The sequence below is a fragment of the Bacillus sp. FSL L8-0654 genome, from assembly GCF_038629965.1.
Taxonomy (GTDB): Bacteria; Bacillota; Bacilli; order Bacillales; family Bacillaceae; genus Bacillus; species Bacillus safensis.
Window position 1 is genome coordinate 70,561 of the sequence record NZ_CP152026.1, and the last position, 16,073, is coordinate 86,633.

A 16,073-nucleotide genomic window follows, 5' to 3' on the forward strand; every position below is an offset into this window, starting at 1 on the left:
CACATACAATGCAGTAACATGCAAGTATGAGATATGGGGGATGTATAGATGAATCAATATTATAATCAACCTCAAGGCACGAAGCTGTCATCAGACGCGGAGCATAATGTCACAATGCGAAACAGAAAGCATTTAGATATTACTGGTGTCAAACAAGTGGAAAGTTTTGATAGTGAGGAATTTCTGCTGGAGACGGTCATGGGGATTCTCGCCATCCGCGGAGAAAATCTGCAAATGAAAAACCTAGACGTCGAAAAGGGCGTTGTGTCGATTAAAGGGCGTGTTTTTGATTTAATCTATGTGGATGAGCAGCACGGGGAGAAAGCTAAAGGATTTTTTAGCAAGCTGTTTAAATGACGCTGACAGTCCAGTTTTATACGATGCTTTCCATGGCGGCGATGGGCATCTGGCTGGGCGCATCGCTTGATACGTACAAGCTGTTTGTGAATCGGGAAAAAACAGCAAAATGGCTTTTGGTTATCCACGATCTCCTTTTTTGGATGGTACAGGGTCTCTTATTCTTTTACGTCCTGCTGCTGACAAATGAGGGAGAATTCAGGCTTTATATTTTTCTAGCCGTTGCTCTAGGTTTCTCGATGTATCAGGCATTGATGAAACATCTGTATCTTAAGATTCTCAAGTTTATCATGATGTGTGTATATCAGACCGTTCTCTTCCTGAAAAGGCTGGTCATGTCGATTGTCTTCCAGCCGATCCGCTGGATGATCACATTGGTAATAAGTGCTATACTGTTCTTGCTCCACTCGCTCTTACGTCTAGTTCGTTTTACGTTTCGGCTCGTGTGGAAGGTGCTGTCGATTGTTTGTTATCCGCTCATCTGGTTACTCAATGTGACCATTATTCATCGGATTCCCGAAAAATGGCGAACATCAATGAGATTGTTTTTCTCAAAAGGAGCAGGAATTTTACAAGGGGCCAAGAAATTATCTGGTACCATCAAAACGAAATGGAAACAATTCTGGACAAAGTGAGAGAGGAGGCCTTCAATCTTGAACAAGAGAAAAAGAAATATCGCACAAATTCAAAATGATTACCAAAAACAAATGGAACAGCAAGCGCAGCGCTTAAAACGCAAACGTCGCGGACTCCTTAGAAGGCTTACCGTGTTTGGTGTAATCGTGCTCATGTTTGCTGTCTTGGTGACAAGTGCCCTCTGGTCGCAATCGTCTTCACTAAAGGAAAAAGAAGAGAAGAAGGTTGCGCTCGAAAAAGAGTTGAAGCAATTACAAACAAAGCAGGAAGATATTTCTGATGAAATTAAGAAGCTGAAAAGCAAGGAATACGTACTCGAACTGGCACGACGGGACTATTATATGTCCAAAAAAGGCGAAAAAATCTTTGATGTGGGCAATAAGAGCGATTAGCCTTGTTGACACTTAAAATTCAGTTTATGTATAATTGAACAAATGAGATTTTTTTATAAGTCTAAGGAGGAGCACTTTTTTTATGTCGATTGAAGTTGGCAGCAAGTTACAAGGGAAAGTTACGGGCATTACAAATTTTGGAGCTTTTGTGGAGTTGCCAGGCGGTTCAACTGGTCTCGTTCATATCAGTGAGGTAGCCGATAACTATGTAAAAGATATTAATGAGCATTTAAAAGTCGGTGAACAAGTTGAAGTGAAAGTGATTAACGTTGAAAAAGACGGTAAAATCGGCTTGTCCATTAAAAAAGCAAAAGATCGTCCTCAACAACAATCAAGACCAAGCAGAAATGATTTCCGTCCGAAGGAATCGTTTGAACAAAAAATGAACAAATTCTTAAAAGATAGCGAAGATCGCTTAACATCTTTAAAACGTAACACGGAATCAAAACGTGGGGGGCGCGGAGCAAGAAGAGGTTAACTTGTTGCTGCTTTCTATATATTTTCACAACAAAGCATCTGCTGTTCAGCAGGTGCTTTTTTTCATGATCCATACGACATTTTTTGAGATTTCGTCATTTAATTTAAAACTTTCTATTGACGGACAAGCGAATCCTTTGTATTATAGTTCTTGTGCTTCTTAGCGCATTTTCATTATGGCGGTGTAGCTCAGCTGGCTAGAGCGTACGGTTCATACCCGTGAGGTCGGGGGTTCGATCCCCTCCGCCGCTATCCTTTTAACTAGAACATAAAGCAAGGCCCGTTGGTCAAGCGGTTAAGACACCGCCCTTTCACGGCGGTAACACGGGTTCGAATCCCGTACGGGTCATCTTCGAAACAGCTTTCTATAGGAAAGCTGTTTTTTTGTGCCTTCGTAAAATTCTGATGAAAGACATCGACTTTCATGAAAGTATGCCTCTTTGACGAATAAAGCGTCGAACGTTTTATGGAAACGACAACTTCTTTTGACAAAATTTCTTTTTCACCTTCGCTATAATGACAAGCAACGAATATCAGGTGGGGGATGAGAAGATGGAAAAACTAGAAAGAAGAACTGATTTAACAGGAGCGGGGTTTGAAAGAATCAGTGCGGGATTAAAAAAGATGAAAAACCTGTTTCTTCATCACACGCATTCTCTTTTTTTCTATAAAGGGTTTATTTATGTTGTTCTAGGCTTTTTATTAGGACGAGCCTTTATATTATCTGAAATTATGCCGTTTGCTCTGCCTTTCTTTGGCTCCATGCTGCTTATTAAAAGAGATAAGGCGATGCTTGCTTGTCTAGCTTTACTCGCAGGGGCGATGACGATATCACCTCAAAATGCATTGTTTGTGTTTGCGTCGCTGCTCATGTTTCTCCTTATGTCAAAGGTGGTTTCTTTCATCATCAAAGACCCAGTGAAAACATTACCGGTTGTCATTGTTCTCTCAATGCTGATCACCCGAGGAGCGTTTGTTTACTTAGAGCAAGGTGCTGTGCAAAGCTATGATTACGTCATGGCGGGTGTCGAAGCAGGACTTGCCTTCATTTTGACTCTGATTTTTCTTCAAAGCCTGCCGATTTTTACAGTCAGGAAAATTAAACACTCATTAAAGGTCGAAGAAATTATTTGTTTTATGATTTTAATTGCCTCAGTTTTAACTGGTCTTGCTGGGATCACATTTCAAGGAATGCAGGCAGAGCATATTTTGTCACGTTATGTAGTGCTGACATTTGCCTTTATTGGCGGAGCCAGTATTGGGTGTACGGTCGGTGTTGTGACAGGATTAATTCTCGGTCTCGCTAACATCGGAAACCTTTATCAGATGAGTCTTCTTGCCTTTTCAGGCTTATTAGGCGGATTGCTGAAAGAAGGGAAGAAAGCAGGGGCAGCCATCGGCTTAATTGTGGGTTCCTTACTCATTTCACTGTACGGGGAAGGGTCAGCAGGTCTCATGACCACACTGTATGAGTCACTTATAGCGGTTGCGCTCTTTTTACTCACGCCGCAATCAGTTACTTCCAAGGTAGCGAAATACATTCCTGGTACGGTAGAGCATGTACAAGAGCAGCAGCAATATGCTCGGAAGGTACGAGACGTGACAGCAAAAAAGGTAGATCAATTCTCTCATGTATTTCATGCGCTGTCTGAGAGTTTTGCGACATTTTACGAATCCATTCCTGAAGAGAAGAAGCAGGAAGAGGATGTAGATCTTTTTTTAAGTACGATCACAGAACGATCCTGTCAAACGTGCTATAAGAAAAATAAATGCTGGGTGCAGAACTTTGATACAACCTATGAACTAATGAAACAAGTTATGCATGAATCTGATGAAAAAACGTATGAGCATAACCGAAAATTGAAAAAGAAATTTAGTCAGCACTGCTCAAAATCAAAACATGTTGAGGAATTGATCGAAGAGGAGATCGCTTACTATAAAGCCAACCAGACACTGAAGAAAAAAGTCCAAGACAGCAGGCGTCTTGTGGCTGAACAGCTGATGGGGGTCTCACAAGTGATGGAGGATTTTTCCCGGGAAATAAAACGAGAAAGAGAGCAGCATTTTATTCAGGAAGAGCAGATGATAGAAGCACTTCAGCACTTTGGCATTGAAATTCAGCAAGTAGAAATCTATAGCTTGGAGCAGGGAAATGTGGATATTGAAATGAGAATCCCATATTGCCAAGGGCATGGGGAATGTGAAAAAATCATTGCGCCAATGCTTTCAGATATATTAGAAGAACAGATTTTAGTCAAAGCAGAACAGTGTGCAGAGCATCCAACAGGCTATTGCCACGTTGTATTTGGCTCTGCTAAATCATACCGAGTGGCTACAGGCGTGGCACATGCAGCAAAAGGCGGAGGACTGGTATCTGGAGACAGCTACAGCATGATGGAGCTTGGAGCAGGCAAGTATGCCGCAGCTATTAGTGATGGAATGGGCAACGGAGCACGTGCTCATTTTGAAAGCAATGAAACGATTAAGCTGTTAGAAAAAATATTGGCGTCAGGTATCAATGAAAAAGTGGCGATTAAAACCATTAATAGTATTTTATCTTTACGAACGACGGACGAGATCTATTCCACATTGGATTTATCGATCATTGATTTACAGGATGCGAGCTGTAAGTTCCTCAAGATTGGTTCAACACCCAGCTTTATTAAACGGGGTGATCAGGTGATGAAGGTACAAGCAAGCAACTTGCCGATTGGCATTATTGATGAATTTGAAGTCGAGGTTGTGAGCGAACAGATGAAGGCAGGAGACCTATTGATTATGATGAGTGACGGTATTTTTGAGGGGCCGAAGCATATTGAAAATCATGATCTGTGGGTGAAACGGAAAATGAAAAGCTTTAAAACAGAAGATCCCCAAGAAATTGCTGATTTATTAATGGAAGAGGTCATTCGAACAAGAGCAGGCCAAATTGACGATGATATGACGGTTGTTGTCATCAGGCTCGACCACAACACACCAAAATGGGCTTCCATTCCGACCGGTACATTCTATCTTGAGAAACAAGAGATTTCTTAAAATATCGTATAATATGAATTTCTTCTGGCGATGATGGGGATATAAGCATTCAGTTACAATCCCAGGAGGAATGAAGATGCGAAAAGGTCACGTCAACCAAATCTTATTGATTACAGATGGCTGCTCAAATCACGGGGAAGATCCGCTTGCGATTGCCTCATTGGCAAAGGAACAAGGGATTACAGTCAATGTCATTGGCATTATGGAAGAAAACAGACACGATCATGAAGCGATGAAGGAAGTAGAGGGGATTGCTCTCGCAGGCGGAGGCATCCATCAAGTTGTCTACGTTCAGCAGTTATCTCAAACAGTACAAATGGTCACGAAAAAAGCAATGACACAAACCCTGCAAGGTGTTGTGAATAAAGAATTGCAGCAAATACTCGGCAAAGACACTGAAATTGAAGAGCTTCCACCTGATAAGCGCGGGGAAGTAATGGAGGTTGTCGATGAGTTAGGAGAAACGGTTCACCTTCAAGTACTCGTGCTTGTTGATACAAGTGCAAGTATGAAACCGAAGCTGCCAACCGTCAAAGAGGCACTTATCGACCTTTCCATCAGTTTAAATTCAAGAATTGGAGAAAATCAGTTTGGGATGTGTGTATTTCCCGGGAAAAACTCAGATGCTGAAATTGTGTTGAATTGGACGCCTCGATTCGATTCATTATCATCTATTTTCCCAAAACTGACCACTGGAGGCATCACCCCAACGGGACCAGCGCTTCGGGAAGCACTTCAGCATTTCAAATCAGTTCGTTCACGCAAAGGGCTGCTTGAAGCAAAGGAAGAGCATGATGATGAATTCGGCTTCTAACATCCCGTTAGGCACGGTGATTCAAGGGAAATGGCACCACCATCATTACCGTATTGTAAAAGAGCTTGGAAAAGGGGCGAACGGTGTTGTCTATCTGGCCGAATCGCCACATGGGCAAGCGGCCCTTAAAGTGAGTGATGACAGTATGCTCATTGCATCTGAAGTCAATGTATTAAAATCCTTTTCAAAGGCTCCTGTGAAAACCATGGGGCCTTCTTTTTATGATATGGATGATGCAATTTATCCCGGTATGCCTCAAAAACGCTCTTTTTATGTGATGGAATATGTCAGAGGCCCATTACTGCTTGAATTTGTGAAACAAAAGGGTGATGAGTGGATTGTGGTTTTAATGATTCAGCTTTTATCCAGTCTGGCTCATTTACATCAGGAAGGTTGGATTTTTGGTGATTTAAAGCCGGATAATCTTATTGTTTCTGGTCCCCCTGCCACAATCCGGTGCATTGATGTGGGAGGAACGACGAAAGCGGGCAGGGCAATTAAAGAGTATACCGAGTTTTTTGATCGAGGCTATTGGGGATTCGGTACACGAAAAGCTGAACCAACCTATGATTTATTTGCCCTGACCATGGTGATGGTCAACTGTGCGTATAAGAAAGAATTCAAAAAAGGAGCAGAACCAGATAAACAGCTTTATCGAGCCATTGAAGGACATCCTTTATTAAAGCGATATGAAAGGGTGTTAAAGGCTGCTCTACAAGGTAAATATCAATCAGCAGCAGACATGAAAAGCGCGATGCTGAAAGAAGGACAGCTGATTGCATCAAGAAAATCACGCCAAAAGAAGCAGCAGCCAAAACCCGCTGTTAATCAAAATCAACAAGTGACTTCACGATCGCGGGCTGCAGCAGCAAAAAGAACGTCAGTACGTAAAAAATCAGGCGGGCTTTTTGAAACCATTCTTATCGTATGCAGTGTACTCGCCCTTTACTGTGCATATGTGGTTTTGTTCCTGTTGTAGAGCTGTAAAAAATCAGGCTTCTTCTTTGCTTGGAGCTACTGAAAGTGATAGGATATGTATATCTTTAAATTACCTGCTCTTTGTGAGGAGGAAGTTGTGAATAGAATTGAATCTTTTTTGAAAAAACATGATGTTTACCTTGAAAATACGACAGTCATTGTCGGGGTTTCCGGCGGACCGGATTCTATGCTCTTACTGCATGAACTTAACAAGCGTCGCAAAGGTTCCTATCAGCTGATTGCAGCCCATGTAGATCACATGTTCAGAGGAGAAGAGTCCTTTGCTGATTTGGCATTTGTTGAGGCTTACTGTAAGGAGCACGAGATCCCTTTTGAATCGTCCCGCATACAGGTCACCCAATATGCAAAAGAAAACCGCTTAAACAAACAGGCAGCTGCAAGGGAGTGCAGATATGCTTTCTTTCGTCAATTGATGGAGCAATACAACGCTCAATTTATAGCGCTTGCACATCATGGAGACGACCAAGTAGAAACAATGTTGATGAGACTTGCGAGAGGGACTGTTGGTATAGGACTCGCAGGTATCCAAGCAAAACGTCCTTTTCAAAATGGGTGGCTGATTCGTCCGCTCATTGGATACTCTAAGGACGACGTACTAAAAGCTTGTGAAAAAGAACATGTACCCTATGTCATTGATCAAAGCAATCATACGGATGACTACTTGAGAAACCGGGTAAGAAGACACATTCTTCCCGTGTTAAAAGAAGAGGCACCTCATGTACATGAAAGCTTTCAGTTTGTAAGTGACATGCTGACTGAGGATGAGCAATACTTGCAGGCTTTAACAAAGGAACAAATGAACCAAGTGATAACGAGTCAATCGCCTAAGCAAATTGAGATTAAAACGAAGCCTTTGCTTGACCTGCCTTTGCCTTTACAAAGAAGAGGCATTCAACTAATATTAAACTATCTTTATGAAAACACTCAATCAGCGTTTTCAAACCAGCATATTCTAGGGACTTTAGACTGGTTATCTCATACCGATCAACCGTCTGGATCATTAGATTTGCCAAAAGGTTTACAAGCTGTCAAGTCTTATGATCACTGTATGTTTACCTTTGAGCGATCGCATGTATTAGACCAGTCTTATGCTCTTCACTTAAAGGTTGAGCTCGGAGAAGAGCTTTTTCTCCCAAATGGACAGTCTATCGCCGTATCAAATCATGTTCCGAAGGATGCACGGAACGGAAACCATTTTTTCTTGCTTCAAAAAGATCATGTTCGTCTCCCTTTGATCATTCGCTCACGAAAAAATGGTGATCGAATCAAACTTAAAGGGATGAATGGGTCAAAAAAGGTGAAGGATATATTTATTGATAAAAAAGTGCCTCTTGCAGAAAGAGACAGCTGGCCGATCGTCACTGACTCGGATCATCAAATCATCTGGATCCCAGGTCTGAAAAAATCCGTTTTTGAAGAAATTGATATGACAAACAGCGATCTCATTGTATTACAATATAGACAGCACGAAAATTTGTAGGGGGCAAGCAAAAGCATGAAACAAGATATTGAAAAGATTTTGATCTCAGAAGAAGAGATCCAGCAAAAAGTGAAGGAACTGGGTGCAACATTAACCAGTGATTATGATGGTAAATTTCCCCTGGCTATTGGTGTTTTGAAAGGGGCTCTTCCATTCATGGCAGACCTGATCAAACACATTGATACATATTTAGAACTTGATTTTATGGATGTATCTAGCTACGGAAAGTCTACCGTATCTTCTGGAGAAGTAAAGATCATTAAGGATCTAGATACTTCTGTTGAAGGAAGAGATATTTTGATTATGGAAGATATCATCGACAGTGGGTTAACTTTGAGCTATCTGGTAGAGCTTTTCCGATACCGTAAAGCAAATTCCATTAAAATTGTGACATTGCTTGATAAACCAAGCGGCCGCAAAGCAGACATCAAAGCAGATTATGTTGGATTTGAAGTGCCAGATGCATTTGTTGTCGGCTATGGATTGGATTTCGCTGAACGTTACCGAAACCTCCCGTATATTGGAGTGTTAAAACCATCTGTTTACGAAGGCTAATCAGCATACGTATACATGAGGTTATTGGTTGTGTTGGAATGATTTTCTATGATACTATTGAACATAGTTGTGCTTACTGTGGGAGGAGGTAAGGAATGAATCGGGTTTTTCGTAATACGATTTTTTATATACTTATTTTATTACTTGTGATAGGGGTCGTCAGTTGGTTAGGATCCCCAAATCAAAAGCCTGAGAACATGTCTTACAGCAAATTTTCGCAAAATCTAAGTGCGGGAAAAGTGGAGAGTATCTCCATTCAGCCTGTAAGAGGGGTTTATGAAATTCGTGGTCAATTAGATGGCGCGAAGAAAGATCAATACTTCATTACCCATGTTCCAGATGGTCAAGGTGTTGACCAAATTTACAGTGCACTGAAGAATACAGATGTAAAAGTAGAACCAGCACCTGAAACAAATGGATGGCTGCAAGTTCTGACAACCATCATTCCGTTTATCATCATCTTTATCCTGTTCTTCTTCTTATTGAACCAAGCTCAGGGCGGCGGAAGCCGAGTCATGAACTTTGGTAAGAGTAAGGCGAAGCTTTACACAGAAGAGAAGAAACGTGTGAAATTTAAAGATGTTGCCGGTGCAGATGAAGAAAAGCAAGAGCTTGTAGAAGTGGTTGAATTCCTGAAGGACCCACGTAAATTTGCGGAGCTTGGCGCAAGAATCCCTAAAGGGGTTTTACTAGTAGGACCTCCAGGTACAGGTAAAACATTGCTTGCGAGAGCATCTGCAGGAGAAGCAGGCGTTCCTTTCTTCAGCATCAGTGGTTCTGACTTCGTCGAGATGTTCGTCGGTGTCGGTGCATCACGTGTACGTGATTTATTCGAAAATGCGAAAAAGAATGCACCTTGCTTAATCTTTATTGATGAGATTGATGCAGTGGGTCGTCAGCGTGGAGCCGGTCTTGGCGGTGGTCATGACGAGCGTGAACAAACGCTTAACCAGCTTCTTGTTGAAATGGATGGTTTTAGTGCCAACGAAGGTATTATTATCATTGCTGCGACAAACCGTGCAGATATTCTAGACCCTGCATTGCTGCGTCCGGGACGTTTTGACCGTCAAATTACGGTTGACCGCCCAGATGTTATTGGCCGTGAAGAAGTACTGAAAGTTCATGCGAAAAACAAACCGCTTGACGAGTCAGTTAACTTAAAAGCCATTGCAAGCAGAACACCAGGGTTCTCTGGAGCGGATCTTGAGAACTTACTAAACGAAGCTGCACTTGTTGCTGCCCGTCATAACAAAAAGAAAATCGATATGCGTGATATTGACGAAGCGACTGACCGTGTCATCGCTGGGCCGGCGAAGAAAAGCCGTGTCATTTCGAAGAAAGAACGTAATATCGTGGCTTACCATGAAGCAGGTCATACCGTCATTGGTCTTATCCTAGACGAAGCGGACATGGTGCATAAAGTAACGATCGTTCCTCGTGGTCAGGCAGGCGGATATGCGGTCATGCTTCCAAGAGAAGACCGTTATTTCCAAACGAAGCCAGAGCTTCTTGATAAGATTGTCGGCTTGCTCGGCGGTCGTGTTGCAGAGGAAATTACGTTTGGTGAAGTAAGTACAGGCGCTCACAACGACTTCCAGCGTGCAACAGGCATTGCAAGAAGAATGGTCACAGAGTTCGGTATGTCTGATAAACTTGGTCCGCTTCAATTCGGTCAATCACAAGGAGGTCAAGTCTTCCTTGGACGTGATTTCAACAATGAGCCGAATTATAGTGAAGCGATCGCTTACGAAATTGACCAAGAAGTTCAGCGTTTCATTAAGGAGAGCTACGAACGTGCGAAACAAATTCTCACTGAGAATAAAGATAAGCTAGAAATCATCGCACAAGCTCTTCTAGAAGTTGAAACATTAGATGCTGAACAAATTAAATCTCTTTACGAAACTGGAAAGCTTCCAGAGCGTGTATACGCAGATGACGAAGAGAAAAACGATGATGTGAAAGTAAACATCAAGAAAAAAGAAGATGAGGAGATCTAATCTCCTTCTGTGAAAGCTGCCGGGATCACCGGCAGCTTTTTTTATTTCGATTCATGAATGGATCGGTTTCGAATTGTTTACAAATGGAACTCAATTCGTGTATGGTATGATAGAAAGTCGAAAAATGCTCTTTTTGAGAAACTATTCAAAGTGGTGATGAAGTTGTTACTCGTGATAGATGTAGGAAACACAAATACCGTTTTAGGTGTTTATCATAATGGCGATCTAAACTACCATTGGCGAATTGAAACAAGCCGTCATAAAACAGAAGACGAATTTGGTATGTCCATCAGGGCTTTATTCGATTATGTGGGGCTGATGTTTGACCAAATAGAAGGGATTATCATCTCGTCTGTTGTCCCGCCAATGATGTTCGCCCTTGAAAGAATGTGCGAAAAGTATTTTCACATAACACCCCAAATTGTAGGGCCTGGAATGAAGACTGGATTAAACATTATGTGTGACAATCCAAAGGAAGTCGGTGCAGATCGAATTGTCAATGCAGTAGCGGCCATTCACCTATATGGGGCACCTCTTATTGTGGTAGACTTTGGAACAGCAACAACCTACTGTTATATCAATGAACAAAAACAATACATGGGTGGAGCGATTGCACCGGGTATTACCATCTCAACTGAGGCTTTATATACAAGAGCGGCGAAGCTGCCGAGAATTGAGATTGTCCGTCCAGATCACATTGTTGGGAAAAACACCATCAGTGCGATGCAATCCGGCATCCTTTATGGATATGTTGGCCAAGTCGAGGGAATAGTGAAACGGATGAAGCAGCAAGCCAAGCAAACACCGAAAGTCATTGCAACAGGCGGTTTGTCTACATTGATTGGAAATGAATCAGACTGTATTGATATTGTCGATCCGTTCCTTACATTAAAAGGACTGCAGCTCATTTATGAACGTAATCGCGTCGGTGTATTATAGGAGGTTTAAATCAAATGGATTATTTAGTTAAAGCGTTAGCATATGACGGAAAAGTCCGCGCATATGCTGCAAACACAACAGATACAATCAACGAAGCACAAAGAAGACATCATACGTGGCCGACTGCATCAGCAGCCATCGGCAGAACGATGACAGCAACAGTCATGATGGGTGCTATGCTGAAAGGTGAGAATAAGCTAACTGTCAAAATAGAAGGCGGTGGACCAATCGGCGCCATTATTGCTGATGGAAATGCAAAAGGCCAGGTACGAGGATATGTCTCAAATCCACAAGTTCACTTTGACTTAAATGAACATGGCAAGCTGGATGTTAGACGTGCAGTCGGAACATCTGGAACGTTAAGTGTTGTCAAAGATATCGGGCTGAAGGACCACTTTACAGGACAAACAGAAATTGTCTCAGGTGAAATTGGAGATGACTTCACCTATTATCTAGTTTCTTCTGAGCAAGTGCCTTCTTCTGTAGGCGTAGGCGTCCTTGTCAATCCAGATAATTCGATTCTCGCAGCAGGCGGTTTCATCATTCAATTGCTGCCTGGTACAGAAGATGCTGTCATTGAAAGACTAGAAAAGCGCCTGTCAACTATTGAACCAATCTCTAAACTCATTGAAAAAGGGATGACACCAGAACAAATATTAGAAGAAGTACTTGGTGAAAAGCCTCAAATTTTAGAAACTGTACCTGTCGAATTTGCTTGTAACTGCTCAAAAGAACGGTTTGCAAATGGCATTATCAGCCTAGGAAAAACCGAAATTGACGATATGATTGAACAAGACGGACAAGCAGAAGCTCAATGCCATTTTTGTAACGAAACGTATGTATTTACAAAAGAAGAGCTAGAAGAGCTGCGTGAAGAATTAACCCGCTAAGCTCTAAGCAGCGGGTTTTCTTTTTAGAATGGAAAGGAGACGAAAGATGAGACTAAAAGCAAGAGTGGTATGGACATTTATTCTCGTGTTGCTCATGATTAATGCCGTTGTCATTGCATATGTATTAACAAAGTCACAAATGTCACAGGCTTCTTCTAACGGGAAGAGTGGTGAAGAAATTGCGTCGATTGGAAAAGAGAAGGTGACGCGTCAAGAATGGCTAAAGAAAATGGAAGACCGCTACGGAAAGGCGACTCTTGAGCAAATGATCAATCAGAAAGTGGTCAATCAGCTTGCCAAGCAAAACAAGCTGGAAGTGTCTTCAAAAGAGATCAATCGTGAATTGCTCATGCTCAAAGCGGTGTCTAATAATTTCTATGAAGATGGACATACAAGTGAGAAGGAATGGAAAGAACAGATTCGTTATCAAATTTTATTAGAGCAGCTTTTAACAAGAGATGCCGTCGTTTCTGAAAAAGAAGCGAAATCGTTTTATGAAAAAAACAAGGACTTATATCAATATGATGATTCATACCGCATTCGCCATATCGTCGTGAAGACAAAGAGCGAGGCTGAAAATGTATTAAAAGATTTAAAAGGTGGGTCTAGCTTCGAAGCCGTGGCAGCTGAACGTTCAATCGACCGTTACACCTCACCATACGGCGGAGATCTTGGATTTGTGACAGAAGAGCAGGAAAGTATCCCAGCCCTATACATACAAGAAGCTCAAAAGCTTCAGCCAGATGAATGGACGAAAGAGCCGATTCAGACCAAAAACGGGTATGCCATTATTCAGTTAAAAGAAAAATTAAATGGCCGCTCTTTCTCCTATGACGAAGTCAAAGACCAGATTAAAAGGCAGATCGCCATGGAAGATCTAGGTGAAAAGGCGAATGTTAAAACCCTGTGGAAAGAAGCAAAAGTCACATGGTTTTACGATGGAGAGCAGGACTAAAAGCATTGACAAAATTTTTTGAAATTGATAATTTAATATTAATACAATAAAATTACTCGGAGATAGAGGTGTTAGTGATGGCTCGTATTGCAAATTCAGTTTTTGAACTAATAGGAAATACACCAGTCGTTAAATTAAACCGTTTAGTAGATGAAGACAGTGCGGATGTCTACTTGAAACTTGAATATATGAACCCGGGCAGCAGTGTCAAAGATCGTATTGCTTTAGCGATGATCGAAGATGCTGAAGCAAAAGGTACATTAAAAGCCGGCGATACGCTTATTGAACCAACAAGCGGAAATACAGGAATCGGCCTTGCAATGGTAGCGGCTGCTAAAGGAATCAATGCGATTTTGGTTATGCCGGACACAATGAGTCAGGAGCGCCGCAACCTTTTACGCGCTTATGGTGCGGAACTTGTCTTAACACCAGGTGCAGAAGGAATGAAAGGTGCCATCAAAAAAGCGGAAGAATTAGCAGAAGAGCATGGTTATTTCATGCCTCAGCAATTTAGCAACGAAGCCAATGCAGAGATTCACCGTCGTACAACTGGGAAAGAAATCCTTGAACAGTTTGACGGCGAGCTTGATGCATTTATTGCAGGTGTTGGTACGGGTGGTACGATTACAGGTGCTGGTGAAGTCCTAAAAGAAGCCATCCCATCCATCCAGCTTTATGCAGTAGAGCCGACAGATTCCCCTGTATTGTCAGGCGGAAAGCCGGGTCCGCATAAAATTCAAGGAATTGGAGCAGGTTTTGTCCCTTCAATCCTGAACACAGAAATATATGACGGCATCATCCAAGTGAAAAACGAAGATGCATTTGAGCTTGCAAGAAAAGCAGCGAAAGAAGAAGGAATCCTTGGCGGTATTTCTTCCGGAGCAGCTATTTACGCAGCACTTCAAACAGCGAAAAAGCTTGGTAAAGGGAAAAAGGTTCTCGCAATTATCCCAAGTAACGGTGAGCGTTACCTCAGTACACCTCTTTATCAATTCGATTAAACCAATCACCCCAGCATTTGCTGGGGTTTTTTCATGAATTCTGAAGATGGAAAGCAAATACTATTTTCTAAATAAATTGGATTGCATTACAATAAGGTTAATGAAAATGAAAAAGGATGATAACATGACACAACGCAGGCCGATGGGCATCAAAATTCCTTTTACGAAAGATGCATTCTTGAAAAGATACGAACAATTAACTGCTCGAGAAACACATCATGTGCTTCTTGAAAGTGCGCGCGGCGGTTCTTATAGCATCGCTGGTATTCACCCGATCGCTAAAGCGAAGGGGAAAGATGGAATGACGACTATCCATTATCAAGATGAGGTGCTGTTCAAAGAAGGTGATCCATTCAGAGCCTTTACGGATTGGTTTCAAACCCTTCAAACCGAAACAAACGACGAATACCCAGACTTCCAAGGTGGAGCAATTGGGTTTTTAAGCTACGATTATGCTAGATACATCGAGCATTTTAAGATGCTGTCAATTGATGATCTTCAAACACCAGACCTTTATTTCCTCGTATTTAACGATGTTGCAGTTTTTGATCATAAAGAGCACGCCCTGTGGCTGATTACGCACATAGAGGAAACGGAATCAGGGAGTAAAGCGAACCAAAGGCTTGAAGAATGGAAGCAAAAATGGACAAGCTCTTCAGAAGAATCAGCACAATCACCTGTCAGTGAACCTTCCACAGAATTTGTACCAGCAGCACCATTCACTGAAGAAACCTTTGGGGAAGCAGTAGAGAAAATTAAGCAATATATCGCAAACGGTGATGTGTTCCAAGTGAACTTATCCATCAGACAAGATGAACAGCTTCACACTCATCCGTATGATTTATACAAAACGTTACGTCAAGTCAATCCATCTCCTTATATGTCTTACCTGCATACGCCTGACTTCCAGATTGTTTGTGGATCTCCAGAGCTGCTTATTAAGAAAAAAGGAACTCAGCTAGAAACCAGACCAATTGCCGGAACAAGATCACGAGGCAAAGACGACGCTGAGGATCAAGCGCTGGCAAAAGAGCTCATTGAAAATGAAAAAGAACGCGCAGAGCATGTGATGCTTGTTGACCTTGAGCGGAATGACCTTGGACGCGTATCCACTTATGGATCCGTAAAAGTGAACGAATTTATGGCGATTGAGAAATATTCACACGTGATGCATATTGTATCCAATGTACAAGGAGAGCTGCGTGATGAATGTGACGCGGTAGATGTCATGAGAGCTGTATTCCCAGGTGGAACGATTACAGGTGCTCCAAAAGTGAGGACGATGGAAATCATAGAAGAACTTGAGCCAACAAGACGTGGGCTTTATACTGGATCTATAGGCTGGTTTGGATTCAATCAAGATATGCACTTTAATATCGTCATTCGTACTGCGTATTGTACAGAAGGAAAAGCCTTTATGCAGTCAGGTGCGGGGATCGTCATAGATTCTGTCCCAAAACACGAATATAAAGAATCGATTAAAAAAGCCTATGCAGTGAAAAAAGCATTACAGCTGAGCAAAGAAGAGACTATTTTGAGTTAGAG

Annotated in this window: 15 protein-coding genes and 2 tRNA genes; all 17 read left to right on the plus strand. The window is 42.0% G+C overall.

Features of this window, described 5'->3' with window-relative positions:
- Nucleotides 1–48 precede the first annotated feature (48 nt).
- The 17 genes from yabP (at nt 49) to MHH65_RS00450 (ending at nt 16,071) form a co-directional block, all read left to right on the plus strand.
- Nucleotides 49–357 carry a sporulation protein YabP gene (gene yabP, locus MHH65_RS00370; protein WP_024425646.1) on the plus strand — a complete coding sequence of 103 codons (309 nt, stop codon included), beginning with the start codon at nt 49–51 and terminating at the stop codon, nt 355–357.
- Complete coding sequence (yabQ, locus tag MHH65_RS00375) at nt 354–992, plus strand: spore cortex biosynthesis protein YabQ (RefSeq protein WP_041115217.1); 639 nt, start codon at nt 354–356, stop codon at nt 990–992. The genes yabP and yabQ overlap by 4 nt, the downstream gene beginning before the upstream one ends.
- Nucleotides 993–1,010: 18 nt before the next feature.
- Nucleotides 1,011–1,385, plus strand: coding sequence for a septum formation initiator family protein (locus MHH65_RS00380; protein WP_003217952.1), 375 nt, complete (start codon nt 1,011–1,013; stop codon nt 1,383–1,385).
- 82 nt (nt 1,386–1,467) lie between these two features.
- Nucleotides 1,468–1,863 carry a S1 domain-containing RNA-binding protein gene (locus MHH65_RS00385; protein ID WP_008357409.1) on the plus strand — a complete coding sequence of 132 codons (396 nt, stop codon included), beginning with the start codon at nt 1,468–1,470 and terminating at the stop codon, nt 1,861–1,863.
- A 177-nt stretch (nt 1,864–2,040) separates the two neighbouring features.
- Nucleotides 2,041–2,114, plus strand: a tRNA-Met gene (locus MHH65_RS00390).
- A gap of 25 nt (nt 2,115–2,139) precedes the next feature.
- Nucleotides 2,140–2,211 (plus strand) — tRNA-Glu (locus MHH65_RS00395).
- 203 nt (nt 2,212–2,414) lie between these two features.
- A complete protein-coding gene (gene spoIIE / locus MHH65_RS00400; RefSeq protein WP_024425648.1) occupies nt 2,415–4,898 on the plus strand; it encodes a stage II sporulation protein E in 2,484 nt (827 codons plus the stop codon).
- A gap of 76 nt (nt 4,899–4,974) precedes the next feature.
- Nucleotides 4,975–5,712, plus strand: a complete 738-nt coding sequence (locus MHH65_RS00405) for a VWA domain-containing protein (RefSeq protein WP_034325063.1) — start codon at nt 4,975–4,977, stop codon at nt 5,710–5,712.
- Entirely contained in the window at nt 5,696–6,691 is a 996-nt protein-coding gene (locus tag MHH65_RS00410; protein ID WP_098677777.1) for a serine/threonine protein kinase, read from the plus strand. Before MHH65_RS00405 ends, MHH65_RS00410 begins: the two co-directional genes overlap by 17 nt.
- A gap of 96 nt (nt 6,692–6,787) precedes the next feature.
- Nucleotides 6,788–8,191, plus strand: coding sequence for a tRNA lysidine(34) synthetase TilS (tilS, locus tag MHH65_RS00415; RefSeq protein WP_041105731.1), 1,404 nt, complete (start codon nt 6,788–6,790; stop codon nt 8,189–8,191).
- Nucleotides 8,192–8,206: 15 nt separating this feature from the next.
- The gene (gene hpt / locus MHH65_RS00420) at nt 8,207–8,746 is read left to right on the plus strand and encodes a hypoxanthine phosphoribosyltransferase (RefSeq protein ID WP_008357399.1); all 540 of its coding nucleotides are present in this window, start codon (nt 8,207–8,209) and stop codon (nt 8,744–8,746) included.
- A 95-nt stretch (nt 8,747–8,841) separates the two neighbouring features.
- The gene (ftsH, locus tag MHH65_RS00425) at nt 8,842–10,743 is read left to right on the plus strand and encodes an ATP-dependent zinc metalloprotease FtsH (protein ID WP_024427186.1); all 1,902 of its coding nucleotides are present in this window, start codon (nt 8,842–8,844) and stop codon (nt 10,741–10,743) included.
- Nucleotides 10,744–10,905: 162 nt separating this feature from the next.
- The gene (locus MHH65_RS00430; protein WP_024427185.1) at nt 10,906–11,682 is read left to right on the plus strand and encodes a type III pantothenate kinase; all 777 of its coding nucleotides are present in this window, start codon (nt 10,906–10,908) and stop codon (nt 11,680–11,682) included.
- A 14-nt stretch (nt 11,683–11,696) separates the two neighbouring features.
- Complete coding sequence (gene hslO, locus MHH65_RS00435) at nt 11,697–12,572, plus strand: Hsp33 family molecular chaperone HslO (RefSeq protein ID WP_044334307.1); 876 nt, start codon at nt 11,697–11,699, stop codon at nt 12,570–12,572.
- A 46-nt stretch (nt 12,573–12,618) separates the two neighbouring features.
- Nucleotides 12,619–13,527, plus strand: coding sequence for a peptidyl-prolyl cis-trans isomerase (locus MHH65_RS00440; RefSeq protein ID WP_024425654.1), 909 nt, complete (start codon nt 12,619–12,621; stop codon nt 13,525–13,527).
- A 77-nt stretch (nt 13,528–13,604) separates the two neighbouring features.
- Nucleotides 13,605–14,528, plus strand: coding sequence for a cysteine synthase A (cysK, locus tag MHH65_RS00445; RefSeq protein ID WP_024425655.1), 924 nt, complete (start codon nt 13,605–13,607; stop codon nt 14,526–14,528).
- Between the two features lie 124 nt (nt 14,529–14,652).
- Nucleotides 14,653–16,071: an anthranilate synthase component I family protein gene (locus MHH65_RS00450; protein WP_075621317.1), complete on the plus strand. Its 1,419-nt coding sequence runs from the start codon at nt 14,653–14,655 to the stop codon at nt 16,069–16,071.
- Nucleotides 16,072–16,073: the final 2 nt, after the last annotated feature.

Coding starts and splice junctions, on each gene's coding strand:
- yabP (WP_024425646.1), top strand. CDS start 49: ATGAATCAATATTATAATCAACCTCAAGGCACGAAGCTGTCATCAGAC.
- yabQ (WP_041115217.1), top strand. CDS start 354: ATGACGCTGACAGTCCAGTTTTATACGATGCTTTCCATGGCGGCGATG.
- MHH65_RS00385 (WP_008357409.1), top strand. CDS start 1,468: ATGTCGATTGAAGTTGGCAGCAAGTTACAAGGGAAAGTTACGGGCATT.
- spoIIE (WP_024425648.1), top strand. CDS start 2,415: ATGGAAAAACTAGAAAGAAGAACTGATTTAACAGGAGCGGGGTTTGAA.
- MHH65_RS00405 (WP_034325063.1), top strand. CDS start 4,975: ATGCGAAAAGGTCACGTCAACCAAATCTTATTGATTACAGATGGCTGC.
- MHH65_RS00410 (WP_098677777.1), top strand. CDS start 5,696: ATGAATTCGGCTTCTAACATCCCGTTAGGCACGGTGATTCAAGGGAAA.
- hpt (WP_008357399.1), top strand. CDS start 8,207: ATGAAACAAGATATTGAAAAGATTTTGATCTCAGAAGAAGAGATCCAG.
- ftsH (WP_024427186.1), top strand. CDS start 8,842: ATGAATCGGGTTTTTCGTAATACGATTTTTTATATACTTATTTTATTA.
- hslO (WP_044334307.1), top strand. CDS start 11,697: ATGGATTATTTAGTTAAAGCGTTAGCATATGACGGAAAAGTCCGCGCA.
- MHH65_RS00440 (WP_024425654.1), top strand. CDS start 12,619: ATGAGACTAAAAGCAAGAGTGGTATGGACATTTATTCTCGTGTTGCTC.
- cysK (WP_024425655.1), top strand. CDS start 13,605: ATGGCTCGTATTGCAAATTCAGTTTTTGAACTAATAGGAAATACACCA.
- MHH65_RS00450 (WP_075621317.1), top strand. CDS start 14,653: ATGACACAACGCAGGCCGATGGGCATCAAAATTCCTTTTACGAAAGAT.